This is a genomic window from Collimonas arenae, assembly GCF_000786695.1.
GTDB lineage: Bacteria > Pseudomonadota > Gammaproteobacteria > Burkholderiales > Burkholderiaceae_D > Collimonas > Collimonas arenae_A.
In genome coordinates, this window is the sequence record NZ_CP009962.1 from 3,990,724 (window position 1) to 4,008,418 (window position 17,695).

The following is a 17,695-nucleotide window of genomic DNA, read 5'->3' on the forward strand; positions in this document are numbered from 1 at the left end:
GAAAAGCCCCGCATGGTTTTCCCTGCGGGCTTTTTTACGTTTGGAACCAATGCTTCGCTTGCCCACACTATTTTTAATCGGCGCTGGTAAGCGGGACGTTACTGATTTAGGCAGAGACAGAAAAATCACCAGACGAAAAAAAACGGCCCATGCAGGGCCGCTTTCTTAACAATATCTGAATCAGGAATAACTGCGCAGACGCAAGGAAAAATCCTGCAGTGACTTGATGCCGGAAGCTTCGGCCCGCGCACACCAATCCTGCAATTGCTGCAGCAACTGGTCACGCGTGAAATGCGAACGCTCCCAGATGGCACCCAGCTCAACACGCATTTCATGCATGGTTTGCAGTGCCTTGCTATGTAAGAACAACTCTGTCAGTTGCTGTTTTTGTGGCGCTTCCAGCTTGGTCGGCTCACGTTGCAGCAACTTCTTCGATGATTTCAGGAAGCCGGAGCCCAGCTTAGCCTTATCAGTCAGATGGCTGCGCTCTTCATGCCAGGCATTTTTCAACGACTTGGCGTACTTGGCCATGACATCGTAGCGGTTAGCGATCACGGACTGCAAAGTATCCAGATCCGGCACCAGCTTGGTATGGTTGAATTTCGGCGCCGGCGCAACCTTCTTGACCTTGGCCAGGCCGCAGATTTCCAAGATCCGAATATACATCCAGCCAATATCAAATTCGTACCACTTCGACGACAGCTTGGCCGAAGTACCGAAAGTATGGTGATTATTGTGCAATTCTTCACCGCCAATGATGATGCCAAACGGGATGATGTTAGTAGCAGCATCATTGCAATCGTAGTTGCGGTAGCCCCAATAGTGACCAATGCCGTTGATGATGCCGGCAGCAGTAATTGGAATCCAGATCATTTGCACTGCCCACACACTCAGGCCGACAACGCCGAACAGCATCAGATCGATGAACAACATGGCCACAATGCCGTAGGCACTGTGCTTGGTATACAGGTTTCTTTCAATCCAGTCGTCCGGAGTGCCATGGCCGAATTTTTCCATGGTTTCCAGGTTCTTGGATTCAGCACGGTACAACTCGGCGCCTTCCCAGAAGACTTTCTTGATGCCGCGGGTAACAGGGCTATGCGGATCTTCTTCGGTATCGCATTTGGCGTGGTGCTTGCGATGGATCGCAGCCCACTCCTTGGTGACCATGCCGGTCGTCAGCCACAGCCAGAAACGGAAAAAATGACTTGGAATGGCGTGCAGATCCAGCGCACGATGTGCTTGGCCGCGATGCAGGTAGATCGTCACGGCAGCGATCGTGATGTGCGTCACGACCAGCGTGAACACTACGACCTGCCAGGCGCTCGCACCCGTTACGCCATTCGACAAGAAATCGAGAATTGCATTGAACACTATGTGTACTCCATGTGTAGAGATTACGCCACTGCTTGTTTTAAAATCTAATTTGCAGTGTGATGCGGGTAAATTGACGGGTAGTTACCGACCATTTACCCGAATTTCGATCGCAATTGTACCCTGAATATCAGCTGTTTTTAGATTTCGGCGAATCTACCGAGCCATCTAATTGCAAATCCTGTTGCGAATCTGAGTGAAAATTACTTTTATGCAAGTCAGCGTCGTATACCTTGATTTCACGTTTCACGTGAGCAATTTTGATCTGACGGGCTTGCAACGCACGCCAAATCGCCCGGTTAACATCTGACAACACATTCAACCGGCCGTTCTCGGGATCCGTGATCCAGAACCCGAGCTCTAGTTCTAGGCCATCCGCCCCGATTTTCAACAACAACGCTTGCGGCAGCACTTCACGCGATACGCGGTCAACCCCGAGCGCGGCCTGCTCCAGCATCGTCAATACGCTTTCGACATCATCCTGATACACGATCGTGACTTGGGTCGACAGACGCAGGATACGATTGGTCAGCGAATAGTTCTGCACCGAATTGATCATAAAGATCTCATTCGGTATCACGGTATCAATGCCGTCCAGCCCCTGCAGCACGGTGTAGCGGCTATTGATCTGCACCACCTTTCCGTAAAACGTGCTGACCCCGACCATATCGCCGATCGCAAGACTGCGTTCCAGCAAAATCACGAAGCCTGATACATAACTGCTGGCGATTTTCTGTAAACCAAGCCCCAACGCCACACCCAACGCACCGCCGAACACCGACAGCACAGTCAGATCAATGCCAACCAGCGACAGGCTGAGCAACACTGCTATCAAGATCAACACCGCACGCGCCATACGCGCCACCACGGTACGGATCGACGAATGCATGGTGTTGACGCGCATCAGCCGCTCTTCAATGGTAGCGCCGGCCCACAGCGCGATCACCAACGTTACCAGTACCGAAACCAGAGCTTGCATGATCGATAACAACGATACCTTGTAGCGACCGATCGGCAACACCGTGCTGTCCAGGTAATCGAACAGGTCCGGCCACCAGCCGGTGATATACAACAGCAAGCCGATCCAGACCAGTGCGCCAAAACTCTTTTCAAACAACAACAGGAAGGTGCCGACACCGCTATTGCGCGCGAAAACCCTGCGCAATACATAGAACACAAAGCGCATCAGGGCCAGCGACGCCACCAGCGGTACCATCAGACGCAAGATATTCACCGGCTGATGCCAGCGCTGCAAAGCCAGCTTGACCAGCAACAGCAGCAGGAAAGTCAGGATCGGGGTCAAGACCTTGACAAAACTGCCCAGGCCGATCTGCATCGCCTGCGGCTGCGCCGCACTCAGCGTGAAAGTCCGACGCAACAAGCGCGCCAGCACCCAGCCTAGGCATATACAGAGCAGCAGCAAGCCGACCTGCAGCAGCAAACCTGGCGCACGCAGGTTAGTGAGCAAATCATTGAGCAAATCCGTGAAAATATCTGGCATGGGCGTATATTCGGCTTTAACTACTGCGTTTTATAGGGCGTGGCGTCTAAACGGTGACGCTCCCAGTTCAGCGCGTAACGCATCGCCAGCGCTGGATTGTTGCGTACGATCAGCACGTTCTCCGCGTTCTTGTGCTGTGCACTCCAGGTAAAATTGAAACTGCCGGTGATTACCGTTGCAGCGGCGGTGGACGAGTCAATCACCATCACCTTGTTGTGCGCATTCTGATAGCCGCTTTCCAGCCACAGCGGAATTCCGGCCGCGGCCAGCTCACGCGCCTTGCTGGCGCCGACCTTCTCAAGCTGGCGGCCATCCAGCATGACCTTGACATCGACGCCGCGCCGTTTGGCGGCGATCAATGCCGCGGCGATTTTATGATTACTCAATAAGTAGGCTTGCACCAGCACCTGTTGCCGTGCGGCATCGAGTGCATCGATCAGAGCCGTTTCAATATCGTCCCATGGCGCAAAGAGCGGCTGCAAAGTGCCAACAGCGGCTTGCGGCGCCTGAGTGGAATCGAATGCACTTGCGGGTGCGGCAATCAGCGCCGTGTAAAACACCAAACCCAACCCGATACGGCGCATCAGGATAGCCGCTACTTTCATTCGCGTGGATGCAAACACGATATCCGTGCCAGGTTGAACGAGATTACGTTACTTACGTACGAACACCGCGGCAAAGAAGCCGTCGGTCTGGTGCTGATGCGGCAGCAATTTCAGATAGTCGCCCATTTCCAGCGGGATTTTCTGTTCGGCCAGCACGTCTTTCATCGGCACCAGGGAAAAATCTTCGTGACTTGCCAGGAACTGTGCAGCAATCGCGTCATTTTCTTCGTCCAGCAAACTGCAAGTACCGTACACCAGGCGGCCGCCTGACTTCACCAGCCGCGCAGCGCTCGACAAAATCGCAATCTGCTTGGCGTTCATCTCGACAACCGCTTCCGGCGTCTGGCGCCATTTGACGTCGGGGTTGCGGCGCAGCGTGCCGAGACCACTACAAGGCGCATCGACTAGCACGCGGTCGATCTTCCCGGCCAGGCGTTTGACCTTACCGTCGTTTTCATGAGCGATCAAGACAGGATGGATATTCGACAATCCGCTGCGCGCCATACGTGGCTTGAGTTTTGCCAGACGCTTCTCGGAAATATCGAAAGCATACAAACGGCCGGTATTGCGCATGGTAGCGCCCAACGCCAGGGTCTTGCCGCCGGCGCCGGCGCAGAAATCGACGACCATTTCGCCACGCTTGGCGCCGACGATTTGCGCCAGCAACTGGCTACCTTCGTCCTGCACTTCAATCGCGCCGCTCTTGAACAGCGGCAGGTTTTGCAAAGCCGGTTTTTTGATGACACGCAAACCCAGCGGCGCATACGGGGTCGGTTCACACAGAATCGGCGCTTCGGCCAAGGCGGCGGCGACGTCCTCACGATTTGACTTGATGGTGTTGACTCGAAGATCCAATGGCGCCGGCTGGTTCATTGCAGACGCCAGCTCCAGCGTTGCAGCCTCGCCATCACGCGCGACCAGTTTGTCGAACAGCCATTGCGGCAGGTTGGAACGCATCAGCGGCGGCATCAGATTGCGGTCGATATCCGCGACCCGCGTCAGCCATTCGGTTTCTTCTTCCGTCAAACCGCCCAACGAATCGACGCCGACCGCATCGGCCAGGCCCAGCAAGGTCATGCGACGCATGGTCGGACCATTTCCCGATTCGGCGAAACTGGTATAGATGGATTTGTTGCGCAGCAAGCCATACACTGCTTCTGCAACGACGCCGCGCTCGCGCGAACCGAGCTTTGGATGCTCGCGGAAATAGTGCGACAAGGTGCCATCGGCAGGGCCGGTAAAACGTAAAATTTCGCGCAAGACTTCTTCGGTGTGACCGATGATCGCTGGAGGCAATCTCATAATGATTCTTTCTTAAAAATCTGATTGTCGTGCTCGGATGGCAAACGACGATAGTGCAGTTAAATTAAATTCGGCGCTGTTAGCGTCAGGCAGGATCGGCATTGATGCGAACCCGGCCGTCCTCTATAACTAAACGATTTTCGACAAACCAGCGCACCGCACGCGGATAGAGTTGATGTTCTTCGATCAGCACCCGTTGCTCCAGCGACTGTTCGGTATCGCCTTCCAGCACCGGCACTGCAACTTGCGCCACAATCGGCCCATGGTCCAATGTCGGCGTAACGAAATGCACGGTCACGCCATGTACCTTTACACCCGCCTCCAGCGCTTGCCGATGGGTCGCCATGCCGGTAAAACTTGGTAGTAGCGAAGGATGAATATTCAACATGCGGCCGGCGTAATGTTCCACCAGCGGCGCAGTCAAAATCCGCATGAAACCTGCCAGCACCACAAGATCAGGGACAAAGCCATCAATCACGACACGCAAAGCGGCGTCGAACTGCGCACGATCAGGATAGTCTTTATTCGCGACCACCGCCGTGGGAATACCTTGGGCGGCAGCAAATTTCAAACCTTCGGCATCTGCACGGTTGCTGATCACTGCAACGATTCGGGCTGGCCATTGTTCGGTTTGAGCGGTGCGGACGATGGCTTGCATGTTGCTGCCACGCCCGGAAATCAGGATAACAATGCTTCTCATGGCGCGCATTGTACCCGTTGCAACGCTGTTTTTGAGCAAAACAGACGGTAAATATCGTTATTGGAAAGAATAAAAGACGCGAAAGGCAACTTTTTTGTCGGCCCAGAAATCGGCGCTGTCGCGGAATACGTCGAGCAAGGTTTCACGCGCTTCCTTGTCGAATTTCTGCGTATTTGGCAGTTGTTCGATTACCACGATAAAGCCAGGCTGCGGGCCGGACTTGTGCGCCAGATCGGTCAGGCAATCGGCCAGAGCGTCGAAATTCTTGCCAAAATGCTTGGGGAAATGGAAGGCGCTGGCGATTTTGCCTAAAACTTGCTGTTTAGTCGTTGCTTCCGCACAGTAGGCATACAGGAAATGCTGCCCCAGACGGTGAGCCTCCGCCTGCAGTTCGGTCACACGGAAGGCGCGGATGGACTGCACTACATTTGGCGGTACGGTTTTAAACAAGCTCATTTTTTCCCTCAGCTAGAGCAATGATAATGGATTGCCGTTGTTGTATATCAGTCACTCGTCTCAGTCACTCCTGTATGCGTCTGAAAGTTTGATAGTGATTGTCAGTGTAATAATATTCGCCGGACGACTGCGGATTGCCGCCGGCAATGATGCGCCGAGCGCCACGATTACGGGCGCGTGGGGTTTTTACCGTGTATTCATGATAATAGCCGCGTCGCTGCTTCGGCAGCATCCCTTCATAATTACCAAAGATGACGCCATCCTTGGCATAGGGAAACGGCCCACCCTGCTTGATCAGTATCAATGTAGTCTGTGCTTCTGACGGCAATTGGTCCACCGTAACCACATCCTGTGACAGGGACTCACGCGCAAAAACCTGAAAAGACAGTAGCAAACCTAGCAGCAACAGAACGCTGTTGCGTAGCATGGCGACAGCAAAATCGGCATTTAGACCAAGAAAATGGCGCTGGGTTGCGTGGTTTTTCATAAATTTCATATTTTTGTATGTGCAAACCATATGCGATACCGTAGGGTAACGTGTTGCTGAAAACGAATCAACCCGTATACCTGCCCCCGCATCAAGTGTTGCAATATTTGACAATATCGCACAACGTGCGTTCAGTACAGCGCCGTCCTAATCGTGATCTAGGTGCAGGCAGGCCCGAAAAAAGCAGCAACTTCGTCGCGTCGCGCCAAGGTATCTTTTTGTCCCATCCGAATCAGCTCACGGGTATAACCGGACTCGAATAACAGATACGACGCCAAACCGCCGCCCTGCACTTCTTTAGCGCCAAGCCCCCCGAGCAAGGTGCGGATCGGCACCGGCAAGCTGCCAAAATGCTTGGTGGCGATATCGTCGATTTGTTCCGAAGGAGAAATAATCAACATTTCCACCGGCTTCAGCGGCGTTCGCTGGCGCTGTTCTTCGGTGAGAAAAGAAAGTGTGTGATTGATACGCTCGAGGCGCTCGATATCCACCGCCAGCCCGTCCAGGAAAATACTGGACAGTGCATGACTGGCTATTTGCGCCAGGCTTGGATAACGGGCGAAGTTCGGCGAGTCCGCCGGTGCTTCCTGGCGGCGACCGGCGCCGACCACCAGCACTTTGCTGGCGCCCAGATGAATCGCCGGAGAAATCGGTGCTAGTTGGCGCATCGAACCATCGCCGAAAAACTGGCGGCGGCCTTCGCAGTAAATCGGAATCGCTGGAAAGATAAAGGGAATCGCCGACGATGCCAGCAGGTGGCCGACGCCGATCTGATCCCTGACTGCCCGCCGCTGGCTGCGGGTCCAGCCCTGGATTTCGATAGCGCTCTGATAAAAAGTAATGTGCTGGCCGCCGCTGTACGATGAGGCGGTGATCGCCAACGCATCCAGGCTGCCATTAGCTAGCGCCTGATCCAGCCTCTCCAGGTCCAGCAAACGGTGCAGTAAAGTAATCAGCGGCGTATTGTCGAGCAGCGAATTGGGTGGATGGGCGTGCCACTTGCGCAACAGCCAGCCGAAAGACAGCAAGGACAGCCAGCGCGCACCCGAACGCAAGACGGCCAGCGAATCGGCGCGGTATACCTGCTCAACCGTGAAGTGTTCCCAGACATCCATCAGCTTCTGCACACCAAGGCCGAAATTATCGACCCGGCAAGCCAACGCCGTGGCATTGATCGCGCCGGCCGACGTACCGCAAATGATATCGAAAGGATTTTTCTCGGCCGCCCAGCCCTGCTCTCGCAAAATCGACGCCACCGCGTCCATGACGCCAACCTGATAGGCCGCGCGAGCGCCGCCGCCGGTGAGGATGAGGCCGGTTTTTTGTTTTGTCTCCATGAAACAGAAGATTACCAGCAGTAATGTATTACTGCTCCATCAGATTGAACGTCAGTGGAATATTCCACAAGCCGTAAAATTCTGGCACAGGGGAAAGACTTGCATGTCAAACAACGCAGCCATCTCAACAGCCATGACGCGTAGTGCGGGCGACAAGTTGATCCTTTTCAAATCACTCGACAAGACCCGCAGCCGGCACAGTAAAAATCGTTGATTACGGCAAAGTGATGGTCAAGTTGGCCGCACGCGGCGCAAGTTTGACGATGTCGCTATAGCCGGCAATATTGGATGCAGTAGCGCGCGACAACATCGTGTTCAAACCAAAATAACCGCCTAGTCCGATCAACGCAAACACCGAGCAAAGCGCCCACAGCGGCACTTCGTTGCGCAACTTGTGACTGATCTGGTCCGGCCGCTCCCAGTGCGGCGCAAAACCGGCGCTCTTACCTTTCATGCGGGCGATTTCATCGCCCAGGCGAGCGGTCAGGTAGTTCAATTTTTCAGGGCCTTCGATAATATATTTACCCTGGAAACCGAGTAGCAGACACATGTGGAAAACTTCCAGCGCCTGCAAGTGCAAAGCGCCTTTTGCGCGCAAGTCTTCGAGACGCGTGAAGAAATGCTCACCCGCCAGTTGATCGCCGAACAGAATCAGTTGCAGTGGCCGCCGCGCCCATGACTCACGGATATTGAATTGCGAATGCAAGATATTTTCGTCCACCGCTGCACAAAAAGCGTACTTGGCTGCGTGGACATCTTCCGCCGAAACATCTAGTTTTTTTGCGCCACGCTCAAAATCATTCAGGAAGCGCTGCATCTTTTCCGTAAAGCCGGCTTCATCGGCCGGCGCGCAGCGGTTCTTCAGCAAAAACAAGGCATAGAAACCGTCGTACATCAGGTCCAGCAATGAATTTGCCGACGTACCGCTGTCGGCCGCGGAGTATTGACCTTGCCCGGTAGCCATGTCGCCAAGCAGGGATGGGGCTGAAGTTCTGTTCATCATGATGTAACCGCTAAGAGCTCAAGTTTAAGGTCGTTGATGCCGGATGGTACGTAGATCGAAATCGATTGCGCCTGCAACATGCGGTCATACAGAGCGCCCTTGTTTTCCAGCGCAAAGTAATAAGTATCCGGGCGTACCGGGAGCGCCGCAGGGACTTGCGGCGAGTGCGACAGCTTGACGCCAGGCATCGCCGACAGCACGAATTTATCGACGTCATCTGGTGCGCCGATCTTGAAGCGCAACGGTACGATATCGACCAGTTCGATGGCAGGCATGCTGGCATTGACCGCCAGGTAAAACGCCGTCTTGTCGTCGATTTTTCCGGAATCCAGCATGCCGTGATGATGCGAAGGCTTGTTTTCCGACAACGCGATCGAGAAGTAACGCGACGAAATCACGGTATCCAGCAACTCACGAATGATGGAATCCAGTTTGGCAAAACAAGGCCCCGGATCCTGATGCTGGTATACCGGCAAATCGGATAGCGCGTAGCTCTTTGAAAACGTCATCAGCGCGCCGGCAAGACTCAGTAATTGCTCGTACAGGCGCTCCGGATGAAACGACGGATTATGGAAGTAATGCGTCAATGCGGCAAATGCCGAACTGGCGGTGTGCAGCAGCCAGAAAGAGGAAATATCTCCAGAGCGGAATTCGATGACATTCTTGCTCGGTTCACGGTGATGGCCGTACAAGGCGCTGACCTTGGCCTGTAGCGCATCCATCAATCGTCGCAGCTGGATATACAACGCGGGTGCGCTGCGGATCGTCAGGCTTGGGGCGACAAAAGTCGGATCGGGCTCGAAGCCGCCAGTCGAGATGCGGCGCAGTTTGATCAACGGAAAACTGATCAGGGAGTCGCGCGGTTCGACTTCCGACACCAGTCGCACCGACTTCTTGAGGTAAGTCAGCTCCGCTTCCGCCGCTTGCGTAAACAGATCGGGCGTAGCTGAATTGCTTTGTGCATAACGGGTCGAATTGCTGACCTGCCCCAGGGCCGAAAAATTGCCGCCGAACCCCTTCATATAAGGAAGCGCCGCATAGTAGGTAACAGTTTGCTGGGCATGCGGGATATTAACCAGGTCAACCACTTCCGGCAAATCGTCTGCTTCTGGCGCTTTATAGATTTCACCGTCCTGGAAAATTACCGACAATTCCGCCAAACGCAAGGTATTGTTGGCCAGCGCATCTCGGTCCAATTGCACCGACAGCACGCCCCAGGCAAAAGGATGCAAGGCGTTGGTGGTTTCATGCAGGCGATTCTCGTGATACCGGTCCTGCTGCTGGAAATGCTGGGGGCGCAGGAACAATCCCTCGCCCCATAAAATTTTCGATGTTCGATTCACGTATTTGACTCACATGTAAATTTATTCAAACCATCATCATGCAGCTAGCAGCAAGAGTTGGCCGCTTAGCCGCACGGAGCCGGGGTTAAGAACTTGCTGGCGCCGACATCTTCTGCAACTGCAACGCCAGTACCAACCGTCAACGCACAAGCATTTGCACCTAAAGTTATACCTGATTTTTCAGCCTGCTCCGCTGGAAAGGTCAGTTTCCAACGTTGTGCCGCCGGCTTCCGGAACAAGGCAACAATGCCGACGAAGCCCGCTTCCCGACTAACTTTTTCACTGACTTCATAGCGTTGCCCGGGAACCAGGGTGATTTCCTTGACTTCAATCAAATCTGCCCCCAACACATCTTTTTCCTTTTGCGGATTAGTAAATGTATCGTAAGTTGCCTGTTGGAATGCACCATTTTGTCTTAACTTATATACTCTGGCGACAAGGGCAAGTGGCGCGCCACCACTATCTGCATTCAGATTGGTGCCTGCATGCAACTTGATTGCGATGGTTCGCGGCGGCTTCTGGGCGTCGGGAACTTCCGGCTTGGTGATGCCTGACATCTGTAATACAGAGCTGGCGATTGAGCCAACCGCAGAGACGGCACCTGCTGCGCAGCCTGTCAGAGTTAGTACTGATACCAGCGATGCCAAGAGAGAGAGATGTCGCATTATTTTGATTGTCGTCTTTATTTGGGTTGCAAAAATGCCAAATAGATAAAATACTGTCTGAGATAATATTTTGTTACCAATATTGTAAAAAACAACAACAATGTATTAGTTGTCTTCTAGACATATAGTACGTGTCTGAACTAAACTTGTTGCAATGGTGTAACCAAAGTTAACAAATTTTGATGTAGATTGGCAATATGATATCTGCATCTGCCGAGTTTTGTTAAGATTTGGGCTATTTAAAAGTTGCCACATAGAAAGCGAGTTTAAGATGAGTCAATGGAAGAGTAAATTAATCTACAGCATGGCGTTGGCATGTTTGGTAAGTGCATGCGCAACAACCCCGCCACCGGTGGACCCAGCTGTCAAACTGGACGCAATTGTTGCTGAAGCGGACGCGGCTCAAAAAGCCGGCCAGACCGACAAGGCAGTCAAATTGCTGAAGGACGCGACTGGCGCGTTTCCAGCAGACAAAGCCCCATGGATCAAGCTGGCGCAAATCAGATTCGACGCGGAAAATTACGGTGACGCAATTTCCTATGCGCTGGAAGGTTTGCAACGCGACTCAAAAGACAAGGTTGCCAACAGCATCGTCGCCGTGGGTGGGCTCAGATTGTCTACCAAGGCTTTGAACGACCTGCGTACCCAAAACGACCTGAACGGCAATGTGCGTACTGAAGCACAAGGGCTGGCAAAAATCCTGCGTGAGAGCCTGGGCGAAACAGTCCTGGTCCCTGCCCGCCCTAAAGTAGTTACACGCCCTGCCGCTACAAAAAAAGGGGCAGTCGCTGCGAAACCGGGCGCTACACCAGAACCTAGCGGTGACGGCACCAATCCGTTCGGATCGTTGCAGTAACTTAAATACATCCTGCTTCCGCCCAGCGGGACCGGGGATTTGATTATTCGGTAAGCATCAGTGGGGGTTTTATGGCCAAAAAAGAGAGTACTCAAAAACGTTTGCAGAAAGTGCGTCCACCACGGGTGCAGATGACGTATGACGTTGAAATCGGCGACGCTATCGAGCAAAAGGAATTGCCTTTCGTGATGGGCGTAGTCGGCGACTTCAGCGGCAAATCAGATGTGGCCCAGGCCAAGCTGAAGGACCGCAAGTTCGTCAATATTGACAACGACAACTTCGACGAAGTGTTGAAGGGGATCGAGCCAAAAGCCACTTTCCGCGTGCCGAATCATCTGACCGACGCCGGCGGCGAGTTCGGAGTCGAACTGAAATTCAAGTCAATCGACGATTTCCGTCCGGAGGCTGTAGTACAGCAGATCGAACCGCTCAAGCAATTGCTCGAAGCCCGCACCAAACTTGCGGATCTGCGCAACAAGCTGGCCGGCAACGACAAGCTGGAAGATATCCTGAACGACGTGCTGAACAGTACCGAAAAGCTGGCGGCGTTGAGTAAGCAAACCAAAAAGCAAGGAGACTGAGATGTCCTTTCAGCACAATCCTGCGGCGGCGGCCAGCTCGGCCGCGGCAGAATCCGGTCTACTCGACCAGATCGTAGAACAGAGCAAGGTCGCCAAGTCCGGCGCAGAACACGACCGCGCCAAAGACATCATTTCGGAGCTCGTGAATCAGGTCATGCAGGGCACTGTGGTGGTGTCGGCCAATCTGTCGGCTACCATCGACGCCCGCGTGGCAGAACTGGACCGTCTGATTTCCGAACAGGTCAGCGCAGTCATGCACGCGCCTGAGTTCCAGAAACTGGAAAGCAGCTGGACCGGTTTGCACTACCTGGTCTTCAACTCGACTACCGGACAGAACATCAAGATCAAGGTCTTGAACGCTACCAAACGCGAACTGGTAAAAGACTTCCAGGCAGCATTGGATTTCGACCAAAGCGCCGTCTTCAAGAAAGTTTATGAAGAAGAATTCGGCACTTTCGGCGGCTCGCCGTTCGGCGCCTTGCTGGGCGATTTTGAAATTACCCGCCAACCGGAAGACATGTACTTCGTCGAACAGATGTCGCACATCGCAGCTTCTGCGCATGCGCCATTCATCAGTTCGGCATCGCCGGAATTGTTCGGCCTGGAAACCTACAGCGAACTCGGCAAGCCACGTGACCTGGCGAAGGTATTCGAAACCGTCGAATATGCAAAATGGAAATCTTTCCGCGAGTCGGAAGATTCCCGCTATGTCGGATTGACCTTGCCGCGCTTCCTGGGCCGGCTGCCATTCAATCCGAAGGATGGCCAGACTGTCGAAGGCTTCAACTTCGTGGAAGACGTGGATGGCACCGATCATTCCAAATACCTGTGGTGTAACGCCGCTTATGCCTTTGGCACCAAGCTGACCAAGGCTTTTGAAGATTTTGGCTGGTGCGCGGCCATCCGCGGCGTCGAAGGCGGTGGCTTGGTGGAAGACTTGCCGACCCACACTTTCAAGACCGACGAAGGCGAAGTTGCGCTCAAATGCCCTACCGAAATCGCGATCACCGACCGTCGCGAGAAAGAACTGAGCGACCTCGGCTTCATCTCGCTGGTACATTGCAAAAATACCGACTACGCCGCCTTCTTCGGTGCGCAATCGACTCAGAAGGCAAAAAAATACAATACTGATTCGGCCAATGCCAACTCGGTACTGTCAGCCCAACTGCAGTACATTTTCGCCGTATCGCGTATTGCGCATTACATGAAATCGATGATGCGCGACAAAATCGGCAGCTTTGCTTCGGCAGGCAACGTGGAAGACTTCCTCAACCGTTGGCTGACCCAGTATGTGCTGCTTGATGACAATGCCAGCCAGGAGCAAAAGGCGCAATTCCCGTTGCGTGAAGCTTCAGTGCAGGTATCTGAAGTACCGGGACGTCCGGGCGTCTACCGTGCAGTATCGTTTTTGCGCCCGCACTTCCAGCTTGACGAACTTTCAGTTTCACTTCGCTTGGTCGCAGAATTACCAGCATCAACCAAGTCTTAATTTACTTGAATAAGGGGTATCACCATGGCAATCGACGTATATCTGCAAATTAACGGCATCAAGGGCGAATCGACCGACAGCGCGCATAAAGACTGGATCGAATGCAAATCGGTGCAATGGGAAGTGCTGCAACCGAAGTCGGCTACAGCATCGACCGGCGGCGGCCACACAGCTGAACGTTGCGAACACAAGGACATCGTGATCACCAAGATCGCCGATCTGGCCACACCTTTGTTGCTGCAAAACTGCTCTTCCGGCAAAACCATCGACAGCGCCAAGTTTGAATTCCTGCGTGCTGACGGCAAGGGCGACCGCATCAAGTACTTCGAAATCGAGCTCTCGAACCTGCTCATCTCCGACGTCACTCCTTCGGTCCAGGAAGGCGATGTCTTGAGCGAAAGCGTCAGCTTGAAGTACTCCAAGGTCAAATGGAAGTACACCCAGCAAAAAATCGGTGGCGGCTCCGGTGGCAACACATCCGGCGGCTGGGATCTGTCGACCAACAAGGTCGTGTAATTTTTTTTGTACCAGTAATAACAAGAGCCGTGGCATCCCGATGCTGCGGTTCTTTTTTTCTCTGAATGGTATGCGATGAAAGGTTTCACGCCTGGATTGTTTGACAGACTGATGGGCGGCGACAATACGCCTGCGCAATCCGACCTGGTAGTGCGTTTATCGATGGACGCCTTGAAAGACGCGGTTGCCCGCGATCTCGAAGCGATGCTGAATACGCGTACCGTGATTCCCGAAGAAATACTGAAGAATTTCCCTGAATGCAGCCAGTCGATATTGACCTACGGCTTGAATGATTTTTCCGGTATGAGCCTGGCAAGCATGGATGATCGTGCATATATCTGCCAATGCCTGGAACAAGGCATTGCGCGCCATGAACCGCGCTTGCGAGATGTCAAGGCCTCGCTCGAACTGCGCGAAGGATCGATCAACCGCTTGAATTTTGCGATTGCCGCCATGCTGGTTGTCGGACCGGCCAAGGAAGCCGTAAGCTTCGACGCCGTACTGCAGCCTTCTACCTTGCAATACTCAATCAGCAGAGCACGCCGCGCGATGCGAATGGACGGTTAACGTGGACGAACTACTCCCCTATTATGAACGTGAGCTGGGTTTCCTGAGACGCTATTCGCGGGAATTCTCCGAGCGCTACCCGAAGATTGCCGGACGCTTGCTGATGTCCGGCGAAGTCTCGGAAGATCCGCATATCGAGCGCATGATCCAGTCGTTTGCACTGATCAATGCACGTACATCGAAACGGCTAGACGACGACTACCCGGAGTTCACTGAAGCCCTGTTCGAGGTACTGTATCCGCACTATCTGCGCCCTTTTCCATCGTGCTCAATTGCCCGTATGGACTATCGTGCCGCGGCAAAGCAACTCACCTCGGCCATGTCGGTGCCACGTGGCACCGAACTGACAACGCGTTTGGTCAAAGGCGTGGCCTGCAAATTCAAGACTAGCTATGATGTCACTGTAGCGCCTGTGCTTTTGTCGCATGCGATATTCGATCCCATCATCGAACCGCCGGATGCAGTCCTGCTGCCGCCTTCCGCCAGCTCGCGCATCGGTATCACCTTTGAAAGCACCGCAGAGCAAGCCGGTTTTGCTCAACTCGGAGTCAAGACCCTCCGCGTATTTATCGACGGCGAGCCATCGTTTTGCGCTGCCCTGCGCGATACGCTGTTCATGCGCACTGTGCGAGCCTATGTAGAAGCCGGCAAGAGTGGTAAATGGCATGCGGTGAGTAAAATCCCGGTCACGCCTGCCGGCTTTGCAGAAGAAGAATCGCTGATCGATTTTCCGGCGCGCTCGCATCCTGCCTACCGATTGCTGACCGAGTATTTTTCCTATCCGGAGAAATTCAACTTCTTCGATGTCGATGTCGCCGAACTCACCCGGCTGCTGCCAGCCGGGTGCAAGAAATTTACCTTGCATCTGGTGCTGTCGGGACTACGCGCCGACTCTAACACTGCGCGCATGCTGGGCACCTTGTCTACCAACAACCTGTTGCTGGGCTGTACGCCGGTCATCAACCTGTTCAAACAACGCGGCGATCCGATCCGATTGACTCACACCAGCGCCTATTATCCGGTGGTCGGCGATTCCCGGCGCGCCTACGCTTACGAAGTACACTCCATCGATTCCGTGCAACTGGTGCGACAAACGCCGGAAGGCGAATCGATCACAGAATTCAGGCCGTTCTATTCGTTGCGCCATGGAGAAAACGTCGACAAGGCCGGCCACTACTGGGCCATGCGGCGCGATGAAATGGTAGCCGATAGAAGCCCCGGCTACGAAACCGAAATTTCCATCGTTGACATCGACTTCGATCCGGCGGCCATAGAAACCGACACGCTGAGTATCGAACTGACTTGCTGCAATCGCAATTTGCCAGCCTCGCTGGCCTACGGCCTGCCAGACGGCGATCTGTTCCTGGAAGGCGGCTCGCTGGTCAACGAAATCAGTTTCTTGCGCAAACCTTCCGAACCCTGTCGTTTCGAACGCGGCCGCGGCGCCCACTGGCGCCTGATCTCGCATTTGGCGCTGAACCATCTGTCGCTGGCCAAGGGCGGCCTGGAAGCCCTGCAAGAAACCCTGAGCCTGTACGATTTGCCGCGTTCGGCAATATCGCAACGCCAGATCGGCAGCGTTGTCGGCATCGATCATAAAGCCGCAACCGCCTGGTTACCAGGAAATCCGTTCGCCTCGCTGGTGCGCGGCATCGAGATCAAGGTGACCCTGGACGAGGAAGGTTTTGTCGGTAGCGGCATTCACGTATTTGCCAATATCCTGGACAGTTTTCTCGGCCTGTATGTACATGCCAACAGCTTTACGCAATTGGTGATCGCTTCAAAACGAACAGGTGAGGAGATACTGCGATGCTTGCCGCGCAGCGGAGATTCGAACCTAGTGTAATCCAGCGCCTGCTCGACAAGCCGCATCGCTTCCATTTTTTCCAGGCAGTGATGATGCTGGAACTGTGGCTGAAACGGAATGGCGTCCCGCATGAAGAGGCCGTCAGTGATTATCTGCGTTTCCAGAACACCGTGTCGCTGGGTTTTCCGCCGAGCGAAATCGAGGCGCTGGAAGTAAGGCCCAAGCTGACCCAGCAATCGGTGGAAGAGTTGCTGGAAGCCTTGCAGACCAACCAGCTCGACAGTATTTCGCTAACACCTGCGTTTCTCGGCTTTTTAGGCAGCAACGGCACGCTCCCGAGTCACTATTCGGAACGCATCGCCGCACATCAGTTGTATGAAAAGGATCACGGCCCGCGCGCGTTCCTCGACGTCTTCTCGAATCGCGGCGTGGCGTTGTTTTTCAAGGCCTGGCGCAAATACCGCCTGGAGTTCAAGTACCAGATCGACGGCAAGGACAGTTTCCTGCCCCTGCTGATGGCGCTGGCCGGTCTCGGCCATCGAACTTTGCGCGACCGCATGTCGGAAGACGGCGAGGGCTTGCTGGACGAATCGATCGGGCATTTCGCTGCAGCGATCCGGCACCGGCCACCGTCTGCCGCCTACATGCAGCGGGTCCTGTGCGAATATTTTGCGGTGCCGATCGCGATTGAGCAATTTGTCGGCCACTGGTACGACGTGCCGCGCGATCAACAAACGGTGCTGGGAGCCACCAATGCGACGCTGGGCAGCGTGGCGATGGTTGGAGAGCGGGTCTGGCAGCGCGACTTGCGCATGCGTCTGAAGATAGGCCCGCTGCGCCGGAAGAATTTTGAAAATTTTCTGCCGGGCGGCACTGCCGCCATCGGCTTGCAGAAAATCCTGGCGATGTTCACCAGCTTTTTCCTGGAATATGAAGTACAGCTGATCCTGCGGGCGGACGAGGTGCAAAGCGTGACCTTGGACTCCGACCGCGTGGGTGGGCAGCTCGGCTGGGATACGTTTGTCACCAGCAAGCCGGAAGTCAATGATCGCACCGACGTTTGTTACGAAATTCACTCACTTTGACCATGCATGGATGGGAAGGCT

General features: G+C 54.2%; 18 protein-coding genes. 7 read left to right on the forward strand and 11 right to left on the reverse strand.

Going from position 1 to position 17,695, the window contains the following annotated elements:
- Positions 1-180: 180 nt before the first annotated feature.
- The 11 genes from LT85_RS17470 to tssJ all read right to left on the reverse strand — a co-directional run bounded on the left by LT85_RS17470 (position 181) and on the right by tssJ (position 10,773).
- A complete protein-coding gene (locus LT85_RS17470) occupies positions 181-1,374 on the reverse strand; it encodes a DesA family fatty acid desaturase (protein WP_038491299.1) in 1,194 nt (397 codons plus the stop codon).
- A gap of 130 nt (positions 1,375-1,504) precedes the next feature.
- Complete coding sequence (locus LT85_RS17475; RefSeq protein ID WP_038491302.1) at positions 1,505-2,875, reverse strand: mechanosensitive ion channel family protein; 1,371 nt, start codon at positions 2,873-2,875, stop codon at positions 1,505-1,507.
- A 20-nt stretch (positions 2,876-2,895) separates the two neighbouring features.
- Positions 2,896-3,480 carry a phospholipase D-like domain-containing protein gene (locus tag LT85_RS17480; RefSeq protein WP_081992483.1) on the reverse strand — a complete coding sequence of 195 codons (585 nt, stop codon included), beginning with the start codon at positions 3,478-3,480 and terminating at the stop codon, positions 2,896-2,898.
- Between the two features lie 48 nt (positions 3,481-3,528).
- A complete protein-coding gene (locus tag LT85_RS17485) occupies positions 3,529-4,782 on the reverse strand; it encodes an RsmB/NOP family class I SAM-dependent RNA methyltransferase (protein ID WP_038491305.1) in 1,254 nt (417 codons plus the stop codon).
- An 85-nt stretch (positions 4,783-4,867) separates the two neighbouring features.
- Positions 4,868-5,491 carry a phosphoribosylglycinamide formyltransferase gene (purN, locus tag LT85_RS17490; protein WP_038491308.1) on the reverse strand — a complete coding sequence of 208 codons (624 nt, stop codon included), beginning with the start codon at positions 5,489-5,491 and terminating at the stop codon, positions 4,868-4,870.
- Positions 5,492-5,539: 48 nt separating this feature from the next.
- Positions 5,540-5,938 (reverse strand): barstar family protein, encoded by a 399-nt coding sequence (locus tag LT85_RS17495; protein WP_038491311.1) that lies wholly within the window; start codon positions 5,936-5,938, stop codon positions 5,540-5,542.
- 64 nt (positions 5,939-6,002) lie between these two features.
- Positions 6,003-6,425 carry a ribonuclease gene (locus LT85_RS17500; protein ID WP_081992485.1) on the reverse strand — a complete coding sequence of 141 codons (423 nt, stop codon included), beginning with the start codon at positions 6,423-6,425 and terminating at the stop codon, positions 6,003-6,005.
- Between the two features lie 158 nt (positions 6,426-6,583).
- Positions 6,584-7,762, reverse strand: a complete 1,179-nt coding sequence (locus LT85_RS17505) for a patatin-like phospholipase family protein (RefSeq protein WP_038491314.1) — start codon at positions 7,760-7,762, stop codon at positions 6,584-6,586.
- A gap of 214 nt (positions 7,763-7,976) precedes the next feature.
- A complete protein-coding gene (gene icmH, locus LT85_RS17515) occupies positions 7,977-8,762 on the reverse strand; it encodes a type IVB secretion system protein IcmH/DotU (RefSeq protein ID WP_038491320.1) in 786 nt (261 codons plus the stop codon).
- Positions 8,762-10,108 (reverse strand): type VI secretion system baseplate subunit TssK, encoded by a 1,347-nt coding sequence (gene tssK / locus LT85_RS17520; RefSeq protein ID WP_038491323.1) that lies wholly within the window; start codon positions 10,106-10,108, stop codon positions 8,762-8,764. The genes icmH and tssK overlap by 1 nt, the downstream gene beginning before the upstream one ends.
- Positions 10,109-10,173: 65 nt before the next feature.
- On the reverse strand, positions 10,174-10,773 hold the full coding sequence (gene tssJ / locus LT85_RS17525) for a type VI secretion system lipoprotein TssJ (protein ID WP_038491326.1): 600 nt from the start codon (positions 10,771-10,773) through the stop codon (positions 10,174-10,176).
- Between the two features lie 352 nt (positions 10,774-11,125).
- On the opposite strand from tssJ, the gene LT85_RS17530 reads away from it, so the two are divergent.
- The 7 genes from LT85_RS17530 to tssG all read left to right on the forward strand — a co-directional run bounded on the left by LT85_RS17530 (position 11,126) and on the right by tssG (position 17,674).
- Positions 11,126-11,629 carry a tetratricopeptide repeat protein gene (locus tag LT85_RS17530; RefSeq protein ID WP_367379779.1) on the forward strand — a complete coding sequence of 168 codons (504 nt, stop codon included), beginning with the start codon at positions 11,126-11,128 and terminating at the stop codon, positions 11,627-11,629.
- A 71-nt stretch (positions 11,630-11,700) separates the two neighbouring features.
- Positions 11,701-12,210, forward strand: coding sequence for a type VI secretion system contractile sheath small subunit (tssB, locus tag LT85_RS17535; RefSeq protein ID WP_038491331.1), 510 nt, complete (start codon positions 11,701-11,703; stop codon positions 12,208-12,210).
- Between the two features lies 1 nt (position 12,211).
- Positions 12,212-13,699 (forward strand): type VI secretion system contractile sheath large subunit, encoded by a 1,488-nt coding sequence (tssC, locus tag LT85_RS17540; RefSeq protein ID WP_038491334.1) that lies wholly within the window; start codon positions 12,212-12,214, stop codon positions 13,697-13,699.
- Positions 13,700-13,723: 24 nt separating this feature from the next.
- Positions 13,724-14,215: an Hcp family type VI secretion system effector gene (locus LT85_RS17545; RefSeq protein ID WP_038491337.1), complete on the forward strand. Its 492-nt coding sequence runs from the start codon at positions 13,724-13,726 to the stop codon at positions 14,213-14,215.
- Between the two features lie 75 nt (positions 14,216-14,290).
- The gene (tssE, locus tag LT85_RS17550; RefSeq protein WP_038491340.1) at positions 14,291-14,782 is read left to right on the forward strand and encodes a type VI secretion system baseplate subunit TssE; all 492 of its coding nucleotides are present in this window, start codon (positions 14,291-14,293) and stop codon (positions 14,780-14,782) included.
- A gap of 1 nt (position 14,783) precedes the next feature.
- Entirely contained in the window at positions 14,784-16,628 is a 1,845-nt protein-coding gene (gene tssF / locus LT85_RS17555; RefSeq protein WP_038491343.1) for a type VI secretion system baseplate subunit TssF, read from the forward strand.
- A complete protein-coding gene (gene tssG, locus LT85_RS17560; protein WP_038491346.1) occupies positions 16,592-17,674 on the forward strand; it encodes a type VI secretion system baseplate subunit TssG in 1,083 nt (360 codons plus the stop codon). Before tssF ends, tssG begins: the two co-directional genes overlap by 37 nt.
- Positions 17,675-17,695: the final 21 nt, after the last annotated feature.